This window comes from Argonema galeatum A003/A1 (genome assembly GCF_023333595.1).
GTDB lineage: Bacteria > Cyanobacteriota > Cyanobacteriia > Cyanobacteriales > Aerosakkonemataceae > Argonema > Argonema galeatum.
In genome coordinates this window covers 1-19,782 of sequence record NZ_JAIQZM010000047.1, presented here as the reverse complement: position 1 = coordinate 19,782, position 19,782 = coordinate 1, and the positions used below count along the sequence as shown (strand labels likewise).

Genomic DNA, 19,782 nt, shown 5'->3' with positions numbered 1-19,782 from the left:
GCGTAAGTCCTGTTCATGTCGCTTGCCAGATCGATCGAGCAAGTTTCTCTAAAAATTGCCATTTAGGTGGCTAGATCTGAGATTCGATGGTATAAATAAGTATTAAGGACTATAAAGCGAAAACCCAAATCGTGCCTTTGGTTACTTAAAACCGTATAAAAAGCCACAAAGTTGGCAGCAAGCTTAGGTAAGCAACACCTAAGAAAACTTTGCATTTTCCATAAAATATCGGATGTCAAGGATATTCGGTAGTCAGTCTAATAAATCTGAATGAGTTGCTTAATTTTATCGAATTTAAGGAGAGGATAAAGCAGTGTCTATCGAGACCCTTGAAAAGCGTTCAACGTCTCGTAAACTTGCGCCTCGTTATCGGGTGCTACTGCATAACGATGACTTCAACCCGATGGAGTACGTGGTGCAGGTATTGCTGACAACGGTGCCAAATCTGACCCAGCCTCAAGCGGTCAGCATTATGATGGAAGCTCACAACAGTGGGATTGCCTTGGTGATTGCCTGCGCTCAAGAACACGCAGAGTTTTACTGCGAAACGCTGAAAAATCATGGTTTGATCAGTACTATTGAACCTGAAGAGTAGCCAGAAATAGGGGTTTTTTGGAAATTAAACTCGTTAACTTAGCCAGCTATCCCGCCCATATAAGGCTGGCTGTGTTTTTGCTGACTTTACTGCTGCTGTGGTTGCCCCTGGCTGCCCCAATTTACTTTTTGGGCAATGACAAGAACTTGGTGACTATCCTGACAATGGGATTGTTATTCGCCGAGTTTCTTGTGCTGCTGAGGATTTGGGGTAAGAATATCTATCGGCAACCTCAGTTGCTCAAAAGCTATGGTTTGGTAAGAACGCGGAAAAATGCCTTAGAATTTCTCAAAGGGCTGAATATTGGCCTTTTGTTCACCCTCAGTCTATTTGGACTGGAAGGACTGTTAGGTTGGGTTGTTTGGCAGGATTCAGATCGATTACTCAAGATAATTATAGAAGGATTTATCAGTGCTTTGGGTGTCGCTTTTGCCGAAGAGTTGGTATTTCGAGGTTGGTTGCTGGATGAGTTGCAGCGAGATTATCGTCCCAATACAGTTTTATGGGCTGATGGAATTATATTTGCCAGTCTGCATTTTCTGAAGTCCTTTAAAGAAATGATTCGCACCTTGCCTACATTTCCGGCGCTGTTGCTGCTGGGGTTGACGTTGGTTTGGGCGAAGCGCGGAAGCAAGGGGCGTCTGGGGCTATCTATTGGATTGCACGCGGGGTTAGTTTGGGGTTATTACATTATTAATGTAGGGCAGTTGGTAAGATTTTCTAACCGTGTTCCTGAGTGGGTAACGGGGATTGATAAAAATCCTTTAGCTGGGGTGATGGGGTTACTATTTTTGGGTGTTTTGGGGTTTTGGATGAGGAAACGGGCGAAGGGATAGAGGCGCGAATGTCTACAGCGGGCTACGTCAACGCATTTTTCCAAAATCACTTTCGTCAAGACAATCTTTGCAACTCTTCTCGGAGTACGCGACGTAGAATTTCTGCCAAAGGTTCTTTGCGCTGCTGAATGTATTCGCTTAGGGCGTTGTTAATTAGGGTTTGGTAATTACCGCCACCGGCTGCGTTGACTTCTGCACGAAACCAAGCTAAAATTTCATCATCAAGGCGAATTGTAATGCGTGTTTTACCAGGGGGTATTGGGTCAATAGCGCCTCGTTTTGCTTGACTAAAATCGTATTCTTCTTTCATTTATTCATCCTCATATTGTTGCTGTTTCTAAATTACTTATGCCTGAAATAATTCGCATAGCTAAACCTAAAGCTTCCTCAGTTTTTGCTACAAGTTTTGGACAAGTATCGTTGTAATCAGCTTGATTGCGAAAGTCGCGTAGACGCAGCAATTTTTCTTGGATCGTAACTATTGGGAAATTGCTCATATTTTTAGTTTAACGCAAGTTGGTAGTTAGATTAAGTAGGGTGCGTCAGTGTGTTAAAATTAGGGAGTATTCAATTTTGGGGTTTGACGCACCCTACAATTTAGATCTGCATTTTTTTACCGCAGATGAAAGCAGATGTAGGCGATAGCCTTCCTGAAGGGTACGCGGATGAACGCAGATGAAAATATAGATAGGTAAAACAAATGGACTGGGGAGAATACATCCATTCTGACCCAAAAATTCTGGTAGGCAAACCAGTTGTCAAAGGAACTAGGCTATCAATTGAGTTTCTGCTGGGGTTATTTGCGGTTGGATGGACAGAACAGCAAGTTTTGGAGAATTATCCTTCTCTAACTCCTGAAGCACTGAGAGCAGTTGTAGAGCGATCGCAGATACGTCAGCGTCCGCTACCTTAAGTCGAGTATCCCCGAAAATGTACCAAATAACCGCATGGGTATCAGCGACAGCACGTAGCAACTAGATATCCTCCCTTGGGAAGTTTCCCCATTCCTCGCGACGTGCTTCGTCAATTTCATCTGCCGAAGGTGCTTGTCCGAGATCCGCACACAGTCCCCATAATGATTTACTGGGAGTAATTTGATGAGAAACTAACTCGCTTTCTATATCAGGTGCTAATTCCTGAATCAAACGCACCTTGTCCACAGGCGAAAGCTGTTTCGCTAAGTTCAAAACTTCTTGTAATTTCACAACTTTTTCCCTGCAACACTAATAGGAAAAGTATGACCCAAACGCAGACTTAGCATAATCCATCCTTCTAAAGCATCCTGCAAATCCTCTCTACAAGCTTCTAAAGTTTGGGCAATGCCCACCTTACCTAATCTTCTGTTTTAATATGCTCCATCTCAGGTAACTTCAAAGGAATTTGAATCTTTTGCGGTAGCGGCTCAACCTTAGCCAACGCAGTACCAACTAAACAAACTCCTACTAAACTAACACCAAGCAAATTGGCATCTTCTAATTCAGCACAAAGAAGATTTGCGCCAGTCAAATTCGCGCCAGTTAAATTTGCCCCCCGCAAATCTGCTTCTTCTAAATTGGCATTACTTAAAGTAGCGCCTTGTAAATCTGCCTGACTCAAATCTGCACCTTGCAAATTGGCACCGCTGAGATTGGCACCCCGCAAATCTGCACCGCGTAAATCTACCCCTTTTAGGTTTACGCTCATCAAATTAGCACCGCTCAAAAAAGCACCAGCAAAAGATGCTTGAGTTAACTTTGCTCCCATCAAATTAGCGCCTCGCAGATTGCTTCCGCGCAAGTCAGCACCAGTCAAATCTGCCTGCATCAAATTAGCACCCAACAGGGTTGCTCTTAAATCGGCTGCTGTTAATTGAGCGCTCAATAAATTAGCTCCCTCCAAACGAGCGCCTTCGAGTTTGCAACCGCTCAAATTCGCCCCAACTAGGTTAGCGCCAGCTAGGTTAACGCCCCGCAAATTACTGCCTGAGAGGTCTTCATCTTCTAAAATTGCTCCAGGCAGTTGTTTAACTTTCCCCGCACGAATGGCTTCTATATCCATGAATTTTATTAAGTACTGGTTTCTTGATAACTTTTGGATTCAGCAGGCAACGGAGGATTGAGTAACCACATCCCAGATGTTACTTTGGGTGGTGTTATTGGTAAGTTTAATCCCTGTTGCAAACCCATCACTAACAATGTCAAGGTTTCTACTAATTTGGGGTCCCAACGCTCATTTGCTTGCGCCTGACATTCTGCCAAAGCTTGAGAGAAAATTTCCTCGCGGCTGAGGTTTTCCGATCCTTTTGCTAATTGGTTGACGCGATACTCAAAATGTGCTGTTAAACCCAATATTCTCGATTCTAAAGGAATGGCATCATAGCCCACACCAGCAGGAGTTCCGCTACCATTCCACCACTCGGTTTGATGGGTGATAATACTCGCTACCGCCTGTAGTCTCGGCATCCCACGCAAAGCCTGCACACCAGGTTCCAAATGGCAACAAGGTGCTTCTTCTAAATCGGTAACCGCTTTTACCCCTAAAGGAACTAATCCGTGCAACAAACCTGCTAACCGCAGTCGTTTCAATTGCCAAGCGGGGAGATCCAAAAGTTGCCCCATCACTTCTGCCAACGCGGCTACTTCGGCAGTTGCCATCGGGTTGCCGGTATTAGCTAATTCCATTAATTGCGCCATTCGCACAAAGGCTTGCAACTCGTTGGAAACTAAATTTAGATCCAACTCTTCGTGATGGGATGCAGCTATTTCATGTGCAGTTAAATCTTCCTGACTGTTATGGAGATATTCCACCACGCGGGATACAATTTCACCCAGATTGTCTTGTTCGGCGTTAGCAGCTTCGGCGGTAATTTCTTGCACTTGCGCGGTTAAGGTTTTCTGGAGTTCTGGGTTGTAACGATCGATGTGCGCGATCGCTAATTCTACCGTTTCCAACACTAAACCGGGCTCAAACGTCCAAAACCCGTAAAATTTGCGCTCTCTATCTTCCTCTGGTGGCCCTTCAGGCCCGTAATCTGCTGGCGATAACTCTTGACAAAGTACCATCGCCGTGTAACTGGGCGACAAGATCATCAAATGCCATTCTTGCGCCACCGGGTCAACTGTTTCCAGTCCCACCAGCGCTACATTAGACAATTTGCTTGTCGGGTGTTCTTCAAAGCCGCTATCCGGTGCCGCCATAATTACAATTTGGCGAGACTTTTGGGCTATTTCGCCATATCGTTCCGCCTCTTGCAAATACCATTTGCCCCGTTGAAATGCCGTAATCATTAACGCCGCCGTGTTGGAAGTTAAAATACTATCTTCCAGCGCGTGACATAGGGCAACCAAAGTGTTTTTGTAATACACTCCAAAACGCAACGGTCTTTGTCCCGATTTATGGGCATTCGCCAGCTGTTGTAAAATTGAACCTTCTAACATGATTTTATTTAACGAACCACGAAGACGCAAAGGACACGAAGGAAGAGAGGAAGTTTTTAGGTTTTGTGGGGAGAGGGCAAGGCATCTTGCCTGCCTCTTAGTTATGACAGGCAAGATGCCTGTTATAAAAGATGTTATTAAACAGTTACCAGCTGTTTTTCTTTTGATTCAATAGATGCAGTAAGGGCTTCTTCCAAGTCAGCACAACCCAGTTTTTCTTCTAAAATCCTTATCACTTCGCGTCCGAAATCATTAGGATTTTGACGCCATGCCTGGAGGCAAACTTCGCCAAAGAAGGAACCAAGCGGTTCTGGATTCCAGAGTAATTTTTTGGCTGTCCACGGCATTAAGCTCATCGGATCGTAACCTGGTTTGATGATGTTATTTTCAAAGGCATATTCTTCTAAATGGGTGTGCGGTTGCAATCCTATGAAGAAGATAGCCGGTTCGACTTTATCTGCCCCAAATATTCGCTCTAGTTCCCGATGATAGGCAACGGTTTGACGAATGGTTTCCGGGCGCTCATCAATGACATTGAATGAGTAGTTTACCGAAACGAGGTCGTTAAATCCAGCTGCTTTCAAGTCGCGACAGTTTTGCAAGACGGTGCGGAGGTTGTAACCCATTCGCATTTTCCGCACGAGTTCCTGGGAACCGCTGGTGATACCGATTTCAAAGTAATTCATTCCCGTCTTTACCATCAAGTCGCACAACTGGGGTGTCAAGTTGTCTGCCCTGATGTATGCTGCCCAGTGAATATCTTCCATGCCAGCATCAAGGATTTTCTGCAATAACTCTACAGCATCGTCGATAAATTTACGAGCTGGGATAAATTGGGCATCGGTAAACCAGAAGTTGCGAACTCCTCTGTCGTAGAGTTGCCGTATTTCTGCGACGACTTCCTCTGCGGGGTTGATGCGTACCTGTTTGCCTTCTATGACGGTATAGATGCAGTAGCAGCAGTTGTGAGGGCAACCGCGCTTGGTTTGCACGCCGATGTAGAAGTCCTCTTCTTGCAGGTAATAGCTAAACTGAGGCCAGATGGTTTCTATATAGTCGTAGTTGCAGGCGGTTTTTTCTATGTTAGTGGGAAGTTCGTGGATCATGCGATCGCGCGGCGAAGTCTCTCCCACGATGTAACAGCGTTCGTTTGTAAGATCCTGCCCACGCAAAACTTTTTCCAGCAACGCCTCGCCTTCTCCCACTGAAACTATTGTTCCAGATGGTAAGCTTTTACCGAGCTGCTCGTAAAATACGCTGACTGCACCGCCACCAACTACCGTTCTGGCTTCTGGATTATATTTCTTAGCACGTTTTAACCCTCGTTTAATTAATCCCAGGTTACGCCAGAGTTCTGTATAGTAGGCGGTAGTGACGCGCAGACCTCCCATAGCTCCCCGCAATCTGATCAGCGGATTGGGAGCGTAGTAAAACTCAAAGGCGTGCTGGAGTGGGTTCCCGCCTCTGCCTCCTACTGGGGCATAAATCTGAATATCCCGCCAGGAAAATACCAGTAGGGTAGGTTTGAATTCGTCTACACAAGCATCCAACGCACTGGCAAAATCTAGGGGTGGTACTGTTCCCAGGTCGAAAATGCGCTGTCCAACTTCTGGAAACAGCTTGTGTATATGGTCGGCTAAGTAAACAACCCCGATCGGGAAAATAGGATTGCAGGGTAAGCGGACATAGAGTATGCGAGTTTCCGTCATGGGCTTCTCTATTAAGGATTGCTATAACTCTACTTAGAAGCAAAAGTCAAACAGGTGCTAAGAGCCATTGCTACCTGTCGTGGCCTTCTAAGAAATTATGATTATTTTCATATAACTTTACGATAACATCAGGTTTTCTCAGCGATAGAGTAATTCCGCTGAACTTTTACACTAGGCGTAGGGCTCGCTTGGCTAGCATAGCAACTGATTTGCTGAAAATTTAGGTTGCCTCGCCCTATATACCAGCAGGCTGCACTGCTGTCAAGCAGTTTGCCGCTATTAGATTTGAGGCTTTTGCACACCTCAAATCTAATAGGACTAAAGCCCCTGTCACACTCAAATCGACTTTTAGGGTGCGTCAGAGGAAGTTCTACAACGATTATCGAGAGTGGAAGGTTCTGACGCACCCTACCGTATGTGCCAGGGGCTTTAGTCTTGTCTAAACTACTTGGTTCATCAGTAATGTAGATTACCAACTTTATCTCTATCTTTAGACATAAATTTCCTAAATTGGCTGAGTTGGTATTCGGAGTTACAGCACGCTGGGATCGGAGATGTTACATTTTTTAATGTAACCAAGTTTGGCACACATCTCCTTAGCAGTTATGGCTCAAATTCTTGATCCCCTACCGCCTAACTCCAGCAATGGCATTCTCTGCTGCTACGTGAATGCGACGAGTAAGGTTCAGATCGCCAGGATAAGCAATATTCCCAACTGGTACTTTGAGCGAGTTGTTTTTCCAGGGCAACGGCTCGTCTTTGAAACCATGCTAGAGGGGGTGCTGGAAATCCATACGGGTATGATGGCAAGTGCCATTCTATCAGACAAGATATCTTGCGATCGCTTGCGGCTCGACGAAGAACCCCAACACGAAGTCGCCCCCAGTCAAAAACACCCAGCCGAAAAAGATAAAAACCCAAACAGGGAAGGAATTAAGAAAAATGTAGAGATAACGCCATCTTTAACAACTCTGGCTTTAGTAGCTGTAGGCTAAAATACGATTTCAAAAAAAGCTTCAAAATAAAAGTTTTGTTCTCTGTCTTCTGTGTTAGTGACATTAGAATTCGGGCGGGAAGTTTTTGTCTGTGAGCGATAAATTATCAGCCCGAATGCGAAAGCCCCTACACTTATTAGGATGGTTCCGCCGCGCCCCTCTCATCTTTCTTTTTTTTGGAAATAATGAGGGGGGCGATATCCCTTTTTTGTGCTAGGAATGGCGTGAACTACCCACACTATAATCGCTTCGATTTAGTGTGGGCTTCTAACATCACAGAAGAATGCCTCAGAACAGACTTGCGTCCCATCTTTGGTCTTACTTCCCCTCCGTTAGCAGAAACGGCTGTTCCATCCGTCTGTAACATCCTGATGCCCTCTGCTCTAATATTTGTTGCTGCATTATCATCGCGGTCGTGACGAATTCCGCAATTAGGACAAGTCCACTCCCTAATATCAAGTGGTAACTTATCAATCTGGTAATAGCAATTAGAGCAGAGCTTAGAACTGGGAAACCAACGGTCAATTTCAACCAACTTACCACCTTTTTTCTCTAGCTTGTAAGCCAGGAAATTAACAAAGGTTCCCCATCCAACATCAGATATGGCTTTAGCTAAATTGTGATTGCGTACCATGCCTTTGACATTAAGATTCTCTACTACGACAACTTGGTTTTCATTGACGAGCTTTCGTGAAAGCTTATGTAGAAAATCCTGACGGGATTTAGTTACCCGTTCGTACAATGCGGCTACAGTCTTTTTGGCTTTGTTCCTTGAATTACTTCCTTTCTGTTTTTTAGCTAGTTTTTGTTGCTTGCGTTTGAGGTTTTTCTCGTGTTTGACTAGATGCTTGGGGTTGTCATACTTGGAGACTTTACAACCATTGCTTGTAATAGCAAAATGGGTTAACCCTAGATCAATCCCAATCACTTTACCGTCAGTTGAAACGGCTGGATTGTCGCCTTCACTCTCCGTCAATATTGATGCAAAGTATTTCCCAGAAGGCTCTAAACTGACCGTTACGGTTTTAATTGTTCCTTCTATGTTCCTGTGTAGCTTGCCTTTAACTTTGCCAACTTTACCTGGAAACTGAACAAACCCATCAAGTACCAAGACATTTTGAGGATACTGAATTGATTGCTTACCATGCTTTGACTTGTAACGCGGGAACCTAGCACGACCTGCAAAAAAGTTTTTATAGGCAGTTGTTAGGTTGAGCGTTGTTGCTTGCAAAACTTGGCTATAACATTCAGACAACCAAAGTGTTTCCTCGGCTTTCTTGAGTTTTGGTAGAAAGGCATTGAGTGCTGACTGACCAAGGCTTTTACCCGTTTCTTTGTAAGTCTCAATTGACTTATTTAGAGCATAGTTCCACCACCATCTGGCACAGCCAAAGTGCTGAGACAGTAGGGCTTGTTGCTCTAATGTTGGATAAAGTCGAACCTTGATGGCAGTATGCAGCATCTCATTACCTCCTTACTGTATTATACACATTTCAGTAAAATATCCACAAAGATAAAGATTTGGAGATTTCCCTACCTACAATCTCCCTGCCTTTCATCCCGCCGCTAAACTGGGTACAGTTATAGCGGGGGACAACAGGAGCGAGTAGTTAAAGGCTCTTTGGGAAGCCATTGGTGCGCTCGGCACTTGATTCCTAGTGAGAAAATAGGGTGAAATAGCTTGAATTTACCTGATTTTGTTTGGTTGTGGAGAATCGCCGCTTGGTCTATGGGATTTTCCCTGGTAGCATATTTCCTGCTGGCTGCTAGCGGCATTTGGATGTTCTACCTTCGCCGCACAAGGCTAGAGCGACCTAGTTGGTTGCAACCTTTGCACTATGGGATTGGCGGTACAATGGTAGCTCTGGTATTACTGCTCCTAACTATCGGTATCGTCGGTACTTTGGGTCACTATGGCAGCTTGAACCACTCAGTACACTTACCAGTTGGCTTGGCAGTAGTAGGATTAGTGTTGCTTTCGGCTGGAAGCGCCACCCAAATAGGTTCCCAGCATCCTTGGGCTCGATCGTTCCACATCGGCACAAATATAATTTTGTTGGTCGGATTTGCCTTGGTTTCGCTGACCGGCTGGATTATTGTCCAGAAGTATCTACCATAAGACAAATCAGTACGAGATGTAAATCTACTTAAAGATTTGCGAATATCTTTCCTGAGATCGATCGATCTAGGTGAAAATTCAGTAATAATACTGAATAAGTTCTCCTAGAGATGAAAAAAAAATGTCTTACTCTCCTTTGGCATCAGGTTTCTTTATAGTGGGCGCAAACGGTCAGCCGGTGGTAGAAAAATCTCGACAAGGTAATTACACGATGGTTTTCCTCAACCGCGCTGACGCGACTAGCTATCGTCAGCGGATGTCTGAGGTTCATCGTGTATCTGGAAAAGATTACGCGATCGCCGCTATGCCTATCCATCAAGTCCAGCGGTTACTCAGTCACGCTAAAGTCCAAGTCTGCGTCATAGACAACTGGGATAAGGTTGTTGCCTAAAAACATCCAGTTGCTGATTGAAGTTTTACAGCGAAAAAAGTATTATTATATACATAATCAAGAGAACATTCTGTGTTAAGTAATCCTGTCGATCGGATCGACACTTCCTCTGATGAATCTGGGCCATCAGTCTTCCGTATTTCTCCTTTAATCCGGCTGACGCTTTTGTGTTTGTACGTAGCACTCACGATACCCTTACCTTTTTTGGCGAAGGTGACGGCGGCAGCTGTACCGCCGATTTTATTGTGGGTGGGGATAGGTCTGGGTGCGATCGCACTTTATGGCGCATTAAGCGAACGAGTAATTTTAGATGAGCAAGCAATACAAGTAACTTATCCCCGCTGGGTTCCCCGTTTGTTTCGTAAAGGTTGGTCGTTACCTTGGACAGAAGTGCAAGAATTAAAATGTCGTACCACAGGTCAAGGGGGACTGGTTTACTATTTTGTGAGTAAATCCGGGAAAGGATATTTGCTACCTATGCGTATAGTTGGTTTTGCTCAGATGGTTAAGCAGGTAGAAGCTAAAACGGGTATTGATACAACAGATATTCGTCCTTTGGCTCAACCCTGGATGTATTTAATATTATTGGGCGTTACCCTAATACTGCTTTTAATTGATGGTTGGACAATTTGGACTGCACTCCATCTATAGACTACACTTCTTTGTTAAATGGTATCCGCACAAATTCCCATATTAAAACTGATGCAGGTGAGCTTAAGGGCACCTGTGAGTTTACAGTATTTACTCAAAAATATTTCTTTTGAGGTATTTCCAGGCGATCGCATTGCCATTGTCGGGCCATCAGGGGCTGGAAAAACTTCACTACTGCGACTATTGAACCGACTGATTTCGCCCAACGATGGTTCAATTTATCTAGAAAATCAGGACATCCAGCAAATCCCCGTCATCCAGCTACGTCAGCAAGTCACCCTAGCACTACAAGAACCCAAACTTTTGGGGATGACAGTTCGAGAAGCAATAGCCTATCCCCTGCTGCTACGACGCTTGCCACCACAAGAGATTCAGGAACGAGTAGACTACTGGATAGAGCGGTTACACATACCAGAAGATTGGCTAGAGCGAACGGAGGTACAACTTTCAGCCGGTCAGCGACAATTAGTAGCGATCGCTCGTGCCTTAGTAATTCAACCTAAAATTTTATTATTAGACGAGCCAACTTCCGCGCTTGACGCCGGTCGTGCATCCCACCTCCTACAAGTGTCGATCCGGTTGGCCCAGGAAACTAAAATTCCGATTCTGATGGCTAATCATCAGTTAGATCTAGCACAGCAGTTTTGTACGAGAGTCTTGCATTTGCAACAGGGAGAACTCGTTCAAGACGTAGAAGCCGATCGTCTTGACTGGAACAAGCTGCGCGAAACATTTATCCAATTGGAGCAGCAGGCGGTTGATGAATGGCTTTGAAACGCAAAAGCACTTTATTATTTAGCCCGCAAAGGCGGGCTTTCTCCGTGTAGCCGCGACTTCAGTCGTCAGGCTTCTACCCATAATTATGATGTTTTTGGGGAAGGGGGGTTTCATCTAACTCAGATCCGTACCCTCTAAGAAACTCAGGATTAAAGCGATAGCCCACATTGCGAACTGTTTGAATTAAGCTGGGTTGGCGCGGGTCAATTTCGAGTTTTTTACGCAGCGAGAGAACGTGAGTGTCTATAGTGCGGGGGTTATCGATCTCATCGGGCCAAGCTCTATGTAACAGTTCCGAACGGCTCAGCGGCTGTCCGCCAGCTTGAGCCAAGACATAGAGCAAACTGAACTCTTGCGGCGTCAGATCGATCGAATCTTCTTTAAAGCGGACGCGGCGTTGCACCAAATCAATTTTCAGATCCCCATAATCCAGGTAAGCGGGTGGAATTGCCATTCGGTTGCGTCGCACCAGCGCTTCAACTCGCGCCAAGAACTCTTGCATACCAAAAGGCTTCGTCAGGTAATCATCTGCCCCAGCTTTTAACCCAGCGACGATATCCGCTTCAGTGTTATGAGCCGAGAGCATCATAATATACGGCTGTTGCTGCCGTAGCAGCCACCCGCAAAACTCGGCAGCATCCCCATCGGGAATTTCCGAATCGATGATTACGAGTGTAGGTTGGCGCAGATCGAAAACTTCCCTCGCCTGATAGAGGCTAGCGGCTTGATAAACCCGGTATCCTGCCTGCTGCAAGTGCCAACCTAGCAGCGATCGCAGATGCGGATTTCCCTCAATAATTTGAATTCCAACTGATTCCACGGAGGCTTGCTTTCCTTGCCCTTATTAAATCTCACGTTAACAGAGCCGTTTTGACTAATTTGTAACGATCGCTACCCTGGACTGGACTGTATTTTTATTGCTTACCATTCCATTGTGGATACACGCTTGTTCCTCTGGGCACTCCCAGGCCCGATCGTCTGTCCTTTTTACCTCCGAATAAGCCAGTTGATCCAGCTACAGAGGTAAGGACTTCGCCGGGATATCGCTAAAATAAAGGTAACGTAGCGATCGCACACCTCACAATCTAATTGTAGGTCGTGTAGATGAAGTCAAAGCTGCGCTAGCGCCCCAGCCGACAAAGCCACAATCAAAAAAGCTTTTGCCGACAGGCGTAAACTTAAGTAGACACCAGACAAATTGAAGACACTATCATGCTTCAGGACACTGAAACTATCCGCCACTACCAAAAACTTACCGACGCCCTGGTCGAGATGTGGCATCGCGGCTATAGATACGATAGTTTGCGGTTATATTTGGACGGCTATTTAGCTGCACTGCGGCATACCAACGCAATTGAAGCATACCGCATCCATCGCTTAGAGGAGGAAGCAACTCGTTACATATACGATCGATCGAACTTTGAAATTCCACAGACTCAACCGCAATCCGACTACTACTGATGCTTTTTTAGTATTGGCATCGCTAGGTTATCCGAAAAAAGTTTTCAAGTGTTGCCTGTGGATAATACTCTTAAACGGTCTACAGGTACCAAATTCTTAGTTGTCTGTTACAGTGTTTATCTTTTTTTATTCATTTTTGTGAAAATTTCATTTATAGCAAAGTGCTGAGTGCTTCGGCTTTAGTGCTGAGCTTTGTAGGTTGGGTTGAGGTACGAAACCCAACGCATTTGTTCTGTTTCGCTTCACCAAAGCCCAACCTACAAAGAAATGGGGCTCTTTCGGAGTTGTAATGCTTTTGTTCAAAAAAATAACATTTTTATTCCCCTGCTCCCCTGCTCCCCTGCTCCCCTGCACAAGCGCTCAAATAGCATAGTAAATAAGGAAGAGCCAATTATTAGTATTTGGGGAGATAGCATATCCCAAGAGCGCATCAAGGAAAAATCAATGATTTTGATTGGGAAATGCTTCGCCCCTACCTCCAAGATAACGGAAGGGCTTTTGCTCTAGGATGCTAACGCAACTTCTACCTTTTGCTGTAACTCACCCTTTTGATACAGCTCGATCATAATGTCAGAGCCGCCGAGCAACTCACCATCAATGTAAACCTGGGGAATAGTCGGCCAATTGGCATACTCTTTAATTCCCTGACGAATTTCCTGATCTTGTAAGACATCAAAAGTTTCGTAGGGAACACCCAATGTATTGAGAATCTGCACCACATTGTTGGAGAAACCACACTGTGGCATGAGCTTGTTGCCCTTCATGAACACTAAAATTTTGTTCTGCTTTACCAAATTGTCAATTCTTTCTTTGAGTTCCGGTGTCATAATTCTTCACTGCCTTCGTGTAAAGTGAGCGTAAGCGCGATCGCTTTGTTGTCCAGTATTTTTTTAGCGCAATTGTGGGTTAGAAAATACTAAGGTCACCCTACGCTTGGTAGTTAATCGAGCGTTATTCCGCTTCAAGCAAACTAATCGGGGGCTTACTGAGCCTGGGGAGTCGAGGTTTTCAGAGCCAGAGCGTGGATAGCTTCTGAAGACATCGCTTGTCGCAGCGCACCGTAAACCATCTGGTGCTGTTGAACAAGCCCCTTGCCTTCAAACAAAGAAGAAACCACCGTCACTTGATAGTGATCGCCGCCGCCGGTCAAGTCTTGAACCTGAACCAGCGCATCAGGCAATTCCTCCTTAATCATAGCTTCAACCCGATCGGGACTAATCATTCCATTCCTCTCGCTTAAAAACGGTTCGCTCTTTGTTTTAAATCTAGTTTAACTATTGAGCCGAAGAAGACGGCGAGTTATTGCCAGTTCTGGGGTAAGGCGAATCCACAAACCCCAATTCAAATAACTGCTGATAGGCTTTTTTCCCCAAATCGCGAGTCGGGTTTTGAGAGCGAATAATCTGAACCAGCAATGGCACAGCCAATTCAGGCTGATTTTGCGCCCGGTGTACCAGTGCCAGCTGATAGGTTGCCTCATCCCGCATTTGCGCCGTTTCTACTGCCTTGCGCCGTTGGGTATCAGAGATGCGGTTGTCGATCCCTGAGAAACTGCCAGCTAACTCTTGATAGAAGTTAGACAACTGATTGAAAACTTGACGAGCGTCCTGGAGTTTCTTCATAGCCAAAGCATAGTTTTGAGCCGAAACGGCGCTACTGGCTTCAGACATGAGACGCTGCCCGCCTTGGAGGCTAAGTAAACTATTATCCTGAGTTAGGGGACGCAGCTCGTTCGTGTCTGTCCCTTCCAAAGGCTGGACTTGATTGGGAGCAGCTGGCGGAGAAGATTCCTGTGCTTGGACGAGGAATGGTGCAAACACAGTCAAAGCTGCCAGGAGAGACAGGAAAGTGAAGCCGTTGACGTGGAGTAAGCGAACAGATCCAGAAACTACCATGAACTAGGTTTGCGTCTTAGCACAAACAGGATAAATATTTACTTCGGAGTATATTACCATTCCCAGGCAAAAGTGGGTCGGTATCTGACACAACTAATTTAAACACAGTTTTTATGCTAGCTCTCGTGCAGCATCCGAAGAGCAGTTTCCAGATCCGCAGTCAAACGTTGTGCCGCTTTTTTCACGGTTTCGGTGCGGTAATCGGCCACATTAAAAGCAGAACCGATGCTGATTTTAATATCGCAGCCTCTGTGGGGTATGGATTTGCTGTATTTAATGCTTATGGGGACAATTTTTATCCCCAAGCCAGATTTGCTCGCTTCTGCTTGTAGGGCTATACGCGCCAATCCAGGTTTAAGCGGGTGGATTTGGTTATCAAAAAAGATGTTGCCTTCTGGAAACAAAACCAGGGTTTCCCCATTTTGCAGTAGCTCAACTCCATGCCGCAAACTGCCGATTCCCGGATGCTCGGTGTCAACCGCGAAACCTCCGAAGCGGCGGACAAACCAGCCTTGGAGTCCTGTCATTTCATTAGCCGAAACCATAAACCGCAGATCCCGCCCGGTAATATCCCGACCCGCTGCATAGGGCACCATAAAGGAATCCCAGCGAGAGCGATGGGTGGGCGCTAGGATAACTGGCCCTTCTGTGGGTAAATGTTCCCGACCCGTCACCGAAATCTCACCGAAGTAAAACGGTAAAATAATACGACGCCCCAAGGGATAAGCCAACTGACTGAACCAAGGCGCAACGCGAGAGGTAATAGTAGTTACCTTTGCCGGTGTTGAAGTTGCAAGGGTTTGTGCAGAAGAGTCGAGCGGGATCGTCATAGGGAAGGTTAGTAACTACATCGAAGCATCTTCAATTCCACCGTAAATTTTCTGTGGCGAGTTGTCTTCTATTAAAGGGACAGTTCTACGGGTGTCATTAGTCCGAAAAATACATGAGCGTGTTCCCAGGCAAAATCTGTGGAACGGTAAAAAGTAACATAAAGGCTTTTTGTCTTTTCACTTTTGCCTTTTTTGTGCAAACCAGGATTGCAGCTGGTGGCGACAGGCAGATTCTAAGATCCCACCGAGTACGGATAAGCGGTGATTGGAGCAGGCGCTATCGGGAATATTGGCAACGGTACGAATTGCGCCAGTTTTGGGATCGTCTGCTCCATAAACTAACAGACGCAGCCTAGCTTGGACGATCGCACCCGCACACATGGGGCATGGCTCTAGGGTAACGTAGAGGGTGCATCGATCGAGATGCCAGTCTTGCAGAGCTTTGCCAGCTGCCCGGATAGCCAAAATCTCCGCATGGGCTGTGGGGTCAAACTCCCGCTCTTTGCGGTTTTCTCCTTCTGCTATTAAGTTACCCTGACTGTCAACGATGACGGCTCCTACAGGCACTTCTCCGGCGTCACCGGCGGTTTGTGCCAGTTCAATAGCTCTACTCATCCATTTTCGGTGAATTAGATAGGCTGGGTCATCAATTGGCATAGGTAAATATTGCCCTCAGACTGAAGTCAGATGGCTCACAAACTCTTGTCCGCAAGGCAAGGACTAATTACACAGCAGGTTGGGTTAGCAAGGAGTCTAAGTTGCCTTGTGTATCCAGCTGATAGATATCGTCGCATCCACCGATGTGCTGATTATTGATGAAAATTTGGGGGACTGAACGGCGTCCGTTGGCCCGATCGGCCATTTTGTTTCTAGCTTCCTCGTCGCCGTCGATTTTGTATTCGGTGTATTTAACGCCTTTCCACCAGAGCAGCATTTTGGCGCGGATACAGAAAGGACAGGTTTGCCAGGTGTAAATCTCTACGTTGGCTTTGATTTGCTCTGGATGGCGGCCCAGGATGGGGTTGAGGAAGTCGAGCATTTTGGTTTCCTTGATGATGGTGTAGTAACTGTATTTAGTCTAGATTTAAAGTTCATCGGGATTTATGCCGATCGATCGCAATCTTTGGGCTAGTCGTTCGGCTTGTTGTGCGGCTAATTGCCGTTGTCGATCTAATAAAAACAACTTGAGGCGGAATATTATTTTCTCGCCATTGTTGGTAAGAACCGCGATCGCAAAGCGTCTTTGAAGGAGATTCGCCTTTTGGTCTGGCAAACACCACCATCACATCAGGTGCTGGGCGAATAGTATTATTTCCTTCCACGGGATACCAGGATATTAGGATCGAGGATAACAAGGTGAAACTTCTTTTGTGCCAAATCCGATCGGGCCACAAACACCAGCAGCAAAACTTAACACGGCTTGAACCCCGACACCTCTGCACAGCGATCCCTACTCTGATAGACTTGAAAACTGTTAGAGCCAGACGAAACCTAGCAAAATCAAGCAGTTTGGAAGGACGCACCCCGTGGAAAATACACTCAGTTTAGAGATTATAGAGGTAGTTGAGCAAGCAGCGATCGCATCTTCCCGTTTGATGGGTAAAGGCGATAAAAACGAGGCTGACCGCGTGGCGGTAGAAGCCATGCGGGAGCGGATGAACAATATTCACATGAGAGGTCGCATCGTGATCGGCGAAGGCGAACGCGATGAAGCCCCCATGCTCTTTATCGGTGAAGAAGTTGGTATCTGTACCCGTGAGGATGCCAAAGCCTTTTGCAACCCAGACGAACTGGTAGAAATTGACATTGCTGTTGACCCTTGCGAAGGCACTAACCTAGTTGCTTACGGTCAAAATGGCTCAATGGCGGTGCTGGCAATTTCCGAAAAAGGCGGTTTGTTTGCCGCGCCTGACTTCTACATGAAGAAGCTAGCTGCTCCCCCAGCAGCGCGGGGCCACGTCGATATTAGCAAATCCGCCACCCACAACCTCAAGGTTCTCGCCGAGTGCTTGAGCCGCTCTATTGAGGAATTGGTAGTGGTGGTAATGGATCGTCCCCGTCACAAAGAACTAATTCAGGAAATTCGCCAAGCCGGGGCAAGAGTGCGCCTGATTAGCGATGGTGACGTTTCAGCCGCCATCTCCTGTGCCTTTTCGGGTACGAACATTCACGCGCTGATGGGCATTGGCGCAGCACCAGAAGGCGTCATCTCAGCCGCCGCCATGCGCTGTTTGGGAGGACACTTCCAAGGTCAATTGATTTACGATCCAGAGGTTGTGAAAACTGGCCTGATCGGTGAAAGTAAAGAAGGCAACCTCGCTCGTCTCAAAGAAATGGGTATCAACGACCCCGACAAGATTTATGAGGCTGAGGAACTGGCTTCTGGCAATACGGTGTTATTTGCAGCCAGCGGTATCACTCCTGGAACGCTGATGGAAGGCGTCCGCTTCTTCAACGGAGGAGCCCGGACTCATAGCTTGGTCATTTCTACTCAGTCCAAGACGGCTCGCTTTGTTGACACGATCCACCTGTTTGACGAGCCGAAGAGTCTGCAATTGAGGTAGTCATTAGGTAACAGGGCATGGGGCATTGGGCATGGGCAAGTTCAGAAAAACTATGCCCAAACTAACCCCAATGCCCAAACTGATTCCAATGCCAAATTAGCAATTAGCAATTAGCAATTAACAATTAGCAAATGAATATTGCAGTAGTAGGGCTTAGCCACAAAACAGCACCTGTTGAAATTCGTGAAAAACTGAGCATTCCAGAAGCGCAGACGGAAAGTGCGATCGCGCAACTTTGCAGTTACCCCAATATCGAGGAAGTTGCCATCCTCAGCACCTGTAACCGTCTGGAAATTTACATAGTTACCAGCGAAACCGAACAGGGAATTTCAGAAGTACGCCAGTTCCTCTCCGACTACAGCAAATTGCCGCCGATTGACCTGCGTAAGCACCTATTTATGTTGCTGCACGAAGATGCCGTCATGCACATGATGCGGGTTGCCGCCGGTTTGGATAGTCTGGTGCTTGGGGAAGGGCAAATTTTGGCTCAGGTTAAACATACTCACAAAATATGTCAGCAGTACAAAGGCGTCGGACGCATCCTTAACCGACTCCTCAATCAAGCCCTCACCGCTGGTAAGCGAGTCCGCACCGAAACCAGCATTGGTACTGGTGCAGTCTCCATCAGCTCCGCTGCTGTGGAGTTGGCGCAAATGAAAGTGCCAAATATAGCAGCTTGTCGAATAGGGATTCTGGGTGCTGGCAAAATGTCTCGGCTGCTGGTGCAACATCTGATCTCCAAAGGCGCAAGTGAAATAGCGATTTTGAATCGCTCTATGCAACGATCTGAAGAGTTGGCAAGTAAGTTCGCTGATGAAGTGCAGCTGCAACTTTACCCGCTTTCCGAAATGATGCAGGTAATCGCAGCGTCGGATATAGTTTTTACCAGTACTTCTGCCACTGAACCGCTACTTAATCGGGCAAAACTGGAACCAGTTTTGTCACCAAATCGGTCTTTGATGTTATTTGATATTTCCGTTCCGCGCAACGTTGATGCCGATGCGAACGATCTGGCTAATGTTCAAGCTTTCAATGTCGATGATTTGAAAGCTGTAGTGGCGCAGAATCAGGAAAGTCGGCGACAGATGGCGAAGGAAGCTGAGGTGCTTTTGGATGAAGAGGTAGAAGCTTTCGATCTGTGGTGGCGCAGTTTGGAAACTGTTTCTACCATCAGCTGTCTGCGGGATAAAATGGAAACAATCCGCGCCCAAGAGTTGGAAAAAGCTTTGTCTCGGCTCGGTACTGAATTTGCCGAAAAACATCAAGAAGTTATTGAAGCCCTCACGCGGGGGATTGTCAATAAAATTCTGCACGATCCGATGGTACAACTGCGAGCGCAGCAGGATATTGAAGCGAGACGCAAAGCAATGCAGACTCTGCAAACGCTGTTCAACCTAAATCCAGAAACTCAATCGAAAGAGCAATATAGCTAATAGTCACTGGTCATTGGTCATTGTTCATTGTTCATTAGACATCTCCTTTCATAGAATGTAGAGACGTTGCATGCAACGTCTCTACAAGGGTTACAGGTAACGCACCTTTA

At 46.1% G+C, this 19,782-nt stretch carries 27 protein-coding genes; 11 read left to right on the top strand and 16 right to left on the bottom strand.

Going from position 1 to position 19,782, the window contains the following annotated elements; all coding sequences use genetic code 11:
• Positions 1 to 313 precede the first annotated feature (313 nt).
• Both clpS and LAY41_RS28940 read left to right on the top strand, forming a co-directional pair.
• Complete coding sequence (gene clpS / locus LAY41_RS28945; protein WP_249105636.1) at positions 314 to 595, top strand: ATP-dependent Clp protease adapter ClpS; 282 nt, start codon at positions 314 to 316, stop codon at positions 593 to 595.
• Between the two features lie 17 nt (positions 596 to 612).
• Complete coding sequence (locus tag LAY41_RS28940) at positions 613 to 1,431, top strand: CPBP family intramembrane glutamic endopeptidase (protein WP_249105634.1); 819 nt, start codon at positions 613 to 615, stop codon at positions 1,429 to 1,431.
• A 55-nt stretch (positions 1,432 to 1,486) separates the two neighbouring features.
• Here LAY41_RS28940 and LAY41_RS28935 read toward each other — a convergent pair whose 3' ends face one another.
• On the bottom strand, positions 1,487 to 1,741 hold the full coding sequence (locus LAY41_RS28935) for a BrnA antitoxin family protein (RefSeq protein WP_249105632.1): 255 nt from the start codon (positions 1,739 to 1,741) through the stop codon (positions 1,487 to 1,489).
• Between the two features lie 10 nt (positions 1,742 to 1,751).
• Positions 1,752 to 1,928, bottom strand: coding sequence for a hypothetical protein (locus LAY41_RS28930; protein WP_249105631.1), 177 nt, complete (start codon positions 1,926 to 1,928; stop codon positions 1,752 to 1,754).
• 203 nt (positions 1,929 to 2,131) lie between these two features.
• Here LAY41_RS28930 and LAY41_RS28925 point away from each other — a divergent pair, with 203 nt between their 5' ends.
• On the top strand, positions 2,132 to 2,344 hold the full coding sequence (locus LAY41_RS28925) for a DUF433 domain-containing protein (protein WP_249105629.1): 213 nt from the start codon (positions 2,132 to 2,134) through the stop codon (positions 2,342 to 2,344).
• 61 nt (positions 2,345 to 2,405) lie between these two features.
• Here the strand turns inward: LAY41_RS28925 and LAY41_RS28920 are convergent, their stop codons facing one another.
• From LAY41_RS28920 to LAY41_RS28905, 5 genes are all read right to left on the bottom strand, one after another.
• The gene (locus LAY41_RS28920) at positions 2,406 to 2,636 is read right to left on the bottom strand and encodes a hypothetical protein (protein WP_249105626.1); all 231 of its coding nucleotides are present in this window, start codon (positions 2,634 to 2,636) and stop codon (positions 2,406 to 2,408) included.
• On the bottom strand, positions 2,633 to 2,758 hold the full coding sequence (locus LAY41_RS32675; protein WP_338023073.1) for a hypothetical protein: 126 nt from the start codon (positions 2,756 to 2,758) through the stop codon (positions 2,633 to 2,635). The genes LAY41_RS28920 and LAY41_RS32675 overlap by 4 nt, the downstream gene beginning before the upstream one ends.
• A gap of 5 nt (positions 2,759 to 2,763) precedes the next feature.
• Positions 2,764 to 3,468, bottom strand: a complete 705-nt coding sequence (locus tag LAY41_RS28915; RefSeq protein WP_249105625.1) for a pentapeptide repeat-containing protein — start codon at positions 3,466 to 3,468, stop codon at positions 2,764 to 2,766.
• Positions 3,469 to 3,476: 8 nt separating this feature from the next.
• Positions 3,477 to 4,847 carry a DICT sensory domain-containing protein gene (locus tag LAY41_RS28910; RefSeq protein WP_249105623.1) on the bottom strand — a complete coding sequence of 457 codons (1,371 nt, stop codon included), beginning with the start codon at positions 4,845 to 4,847 and terminating at the stop codon, positions 3,477 to 3,479.
• A 137-nt stretch (positions 4,848 to 4,984) separates the two neighbouring features.
• A complete protein-coding gene (locus LAY41_RS28905; RefSeq protein WP_249105620.1) occupies positions 4,985 to 6,556 on the bottom strand; it encodes a photosystem II high light acclimation radical SAM protein in 1,572 nt (523 codons plus the stop codon).
• A 605-nt stretch (positions 6,557 to 7,161) separates the two neighbouring features.
• On the opposite strand from LAY41_RS28905, the gene LAY41_RS28900 reads away from it, so the two are divergent.
• On the top strand, positions 7,162 to 7,551 hold the full coding sequence (locus LAY41_RS28900) for a DUF1830 domain-containing protein (RefSeq protein WP_249105619.1): 390 nt from the start codon (positions 7,162 to 7,164) through the stop codon (positions 7,549 to 7,551).
• A gap of 238 nt (positions 7,552 to 7,789) precedes the next feature.
• Here the strand turns inward: LAY41_RS28900 and LAY41_RS28895 are convergent, their stop codons facing one another.
• Positions 7,790 to 9,013, bottom strand: a complete 1,224-nt coding sequence (locus LAY41_RS28895; RefSeq protein WP_249105617.1) for an RNA-guided endonuclease InsQ/TnpB family protein — start codon at positions 9,011 to 9,013, stop codon at positions 7,790 to 7,792.
• 219 nt (positions 9,014 to 9,232) lie between these two features.
• Between LAY41_RS28895 and LAY41_RS28890 the strand changes: the two genes are divergently transcribed.
• From LAY41_RS28890 to LAY41_RS28875, 4 genes are all read left to right on the top strand, one after another.
• Entirely contained in the window at positions 9,233 to 9,670 is a 438-nt protein-coding gene (locus LAY41_RS28890) for a DUF4079 domain-containing protein (RefSeq protein WP_249105615.1), read from the top strand.
• 121 nt (positions 9,671 to 9,791) lie between these two features.
• A complete protein-coding gene (locus LAY41_RS28885) occupies positions 9,792 to 10,061 on the top strand; it encodes a hypothetical protein (protein ID WP_249105613.1) in 270 nt (89 codons plus the stop codon).
• A 72-nt stretch (positions 10,062 to 10,133) separates the two neighbouring features.
• Positions 10,134 to 10,712, top strand: coding sequence for a hypothetical protein (locus LAY41_RS28880; protein WP_249105611.1), 579 nt, complete (start codon positions 10,134 to 10,136; stop codon positions 10,710 to 10,712).
• A 75-nt stretch (positions 10,713 to 10,787) separates the two neighbouring features.
• A complete protein-coding gene (locus LAY41_RS28875) occupies positions 10,788 to 11,486 on the top strand; it encodes an ABC transporter ATP-binding protein (protein WP_338023072.1) in 699 nt (232 codons plus the stop codon).
• Positions 11,487 to 11,562: 76 nt separating this feature from the next.
• On the opposite strand, the gene LAY41_RS28870 is transcribed toward LAY41_RS28875, so the two are convergent.
• Positions 11,563 to 12,309, bottom strand: a complete 747-nt coding sequence (locus tag LAY41_RS28870; protein ID WP_249105607.1) for a response regulator transcription factor — start codon at positions 12,307 to 12,309, stop codon at positions 11,563 to 11,565.
• Between the two features lie 392 nt (positions 12,310 to 12,701).
• Between LAY41_RS28870 and LAY41_RS28865 the strand changes: the two genes are divergently transcribed.
• Positions 12,702 to 12,950 carry a DUF6761 family protein gene (locus LAY41_RS28865; RefSeq protein ID WP_249105604.1) on the top strand — a complete coding sequence of 83 codons (249 nt, stop codon included), beginning with the start codon at positions 12,702 to 12,704 and terminating at the stop codon, positions 12,948 to 12,950.
• A gap of 503 nt (positions 12,951 to 13,453) precedes the next feature.
• Here the strand turns inward: LAY41_RS28865 and grxD are convergent.
• From grxD to LAY41_RS28830, 7 genes are all read right to left on the bottom strand, one after another.
• Positions 13,454 to 13,777 (bottom strand): Grx4 family monothiol glutaredoxin, encoded by a 324-nt coding sequence (gene grxD / locus LAY41_RS28860; RefSeq protein ID WP_249105602.1) that lies wholly within the window; start codon positions 13,775 to 13,777, stop codon positions 13,454 to 13,456.
• Between the two features lie 155 nt (positions 13,778 to 13,932).
• Positions 13,933 to 14,172: a BolA family protein gene (locus LAY41_RS28855; protein ID WP_249105600.1), complete on the bottom strand. Its 240-nt coding sequence runs from the start codon at positions 14,170 to 14,172 to the stop codon at positions 13,933 to 13,935.
• Positions 14,173 to 14,224: 52 nt separating this feature from the next.
• Complete coding sequence (locus LAY41_RS28850; protein WP_249105598.1) at positions 14,225 to 14,845, bottom strand: hypothetical protein; 621 nt, start codon at positions 14,843 to 14,845, stop codon at positions 14,225 to 14,227.
• A gap of 116 nt (positions 14,846 to 14,961) precedes the next feature.
• On the bottom strand, positions 14,962 to 15,675 hold the full coding sequence (locus tag LAY41_RS28845) for a lysophospholipid acyltransferase family protein (protein ID WP_249105596.1): 714 nt from the start codon (positions 15,673 to 15,675) through the stop codon (positions 14,962 to 14,964).
• A gap of 177 nt (positions 15,676 to 15,852) precedes the next feature.
• Entirely contained in the window at positions 15,853 to 16,332 is a 480-nt protein-coding gene (gene tadA, locus LAY41_RS28840) for a tRNA adenosine(34) deaminase TadA (protein ID WP_249105594.1), read from the bottom strand.
• A 67-nt stretch (positions 16,333 to 16,399) separates the two neighbouring features.
• Positions 16,400 to 16,714 (bottom strand): glutaredoxin 3, encoded by a 315-nt coding sequence (grxC, locus tag LAY41_RS28835; RefSeq protein WP_249105592.1) that lies wholly within the window; start codon positions 16,712 to 16,714, stop codon positions 16,400 to 16,402.
• 52 nt (positions 16,715 to 16,766) lie between these two features.
• The gene (locus LAY41_RS28830; RefSeq protein WP_249105671.1) at positions 16,767 to 17,030 is read right to left on the bottom strand and encodes a hypothetical protein; all 264 of its coding nucleotides are present in this window, start codon (positions 17,028 to 17,030) and stop codon (positions 16,767 to 16,769) included.
• A gap of 171 nt (positions 17,031 to 17,201) precedes the next feature.
• On the opposite strand from LAY41_RS28830, the gene glpX reads away from it, so the two are divergent.
• Positions 17,202 to 18,239 carry a class II fructose-bisphosphatase gene (glpX, locus tag LAY41_RS28825; protein WP_249105590.1) on the top strand — a complete coding sequence of 346 codons (1,038 nt, stop codon included), beginning with the start codon at positions 17,202 to 17,204 and terminating at the stop codon, positions 18,237 to 18,239.
• A gap of 131 nt (positions 18,240 to 18,370) precedes the next feature.
• Entirely contained in the window at positions 18,371 to 19,672 is a 1,302-nt protein-coding gene (locus LAY41_RS28820; protein ID WP_249105587.1) for a glutamyl-tRNA reductase, read from the top strand.
• The last annotated feature ends 110 nt before the right edge of the window (positions 19,673 to 19,782 follow it).

Coding starts and splice junctions, on each gene's coding strand:
- grxC (WP_249105592.1), bottom strand. CDS start 16,714: ATGCTCGACTTCCTCAACCCCATCCTGGGCCGCCATCCAGAGCAAATC.
- LAY41_RS28820 (WP_249105587.1), top strand. CDS start 18,371: ATGAATATTGCAGTAGTAGGGCTTAGCCACAAAACAGCACCTGTTGAA.
- LAY41_RS28850 (WP_249105598.1), bottom strand. CDS start 14,845: ATGGTAGTTTCTGGATCTGTTCGCTTACTCCACGTCAACGGCTTCACT.
- grxD (WP_249105602.1), bottom strand. CDS start 13,777: ATGACACCGGAACTCAAAGAAAGAATTGACAATTTGGTAAAGCAGAAC.
- LAY41_RS28930 (WP_249105631.1), bottom strand. CDS start 1,928: ATGAGCAATTTCCCAATAGTTACGATCCAAGAAAAATTGCTGCGTCTA.
- LAY41_RS28865 (WP_249105604.1), top strand. CDS start 12,702: ATGCTTCAGGACACTGAAACTATCCGCCACTACCAAAAACTTACCGAC.
- LAY41_RS28910 (WP_249105623.1), bottom strand. CDS start 4,847: ATGTTAGAAGGTTCAATTTTACAACAGCTGGCGAATGCCCATAAATCG.
- LAY41_RS28915 (WP_249105625.1), bottom strand. CDS start 3,468: ATGGATATAGAAGCCATTCGTGCGGGGAAAGTTAAACAACTGCCTGGA.
- LAY41_RS28845 (WP_249105596.1), bottom strand. CDS start 15,675: ATGACGATCCCGCTCGACTCTTCTGCACAAACCCTTGCAACTTCAACA.
- LAY41_RS28925 (WP_249105629.1), top strand. CDS start 2,132: ATGGACTGGGGAGAATACATCCATTCTGACCCAAAAATTCTGGTAGGC.
- LAY41_RS28855 (WP_249105600.1), bottom strand. CDS start 14,172: ATGATTAGTCCCGATCGGGTTGAAGCTATGATTAAGGAGGAATTGCCT.
- tadA (WP_249105594.1), bottom strand. CDS start 16,332: ATGCCAATTGATGACCCAGCCTATCTAATTCACCGAAAATGGATGAGT.
- LAY41_RS28935 (WP_249105632.1), bottom strand. CDS start 1,741: ATGAAAGAAGAATACGATTTTAGTCAAGCAAAACGAGGCGCTATTGAC.
- LAY41_RS28905 (WP_249105620.1), bottom strand. CDS start 6,556: ATGACGGAAACTCGCATACTCTATGTCCGCTTACCCTGCAATCCTATT.
- LAY41_RS28900 (WP_249105619.1), top strand. CDS start 7,162: ATGGCTCAAATTCTTGATCCCCTACCGCCTAACTCCAGCAATGGCATT.
- LAY41_RS28895 (WP_249105617.1), bottom strand. CDS start 9,013: ATGCTGCATACTGCCATCAAGGTTCGACTTTATCCAACATTAGAGCAA.
- LAY41_RS28885 (WP_249105613.1), top strand. CDS start 9,792: ATGTCTTACTCTCCTTTGGCATCAGGTTTCTTTATAGTGGGCGCAAAC.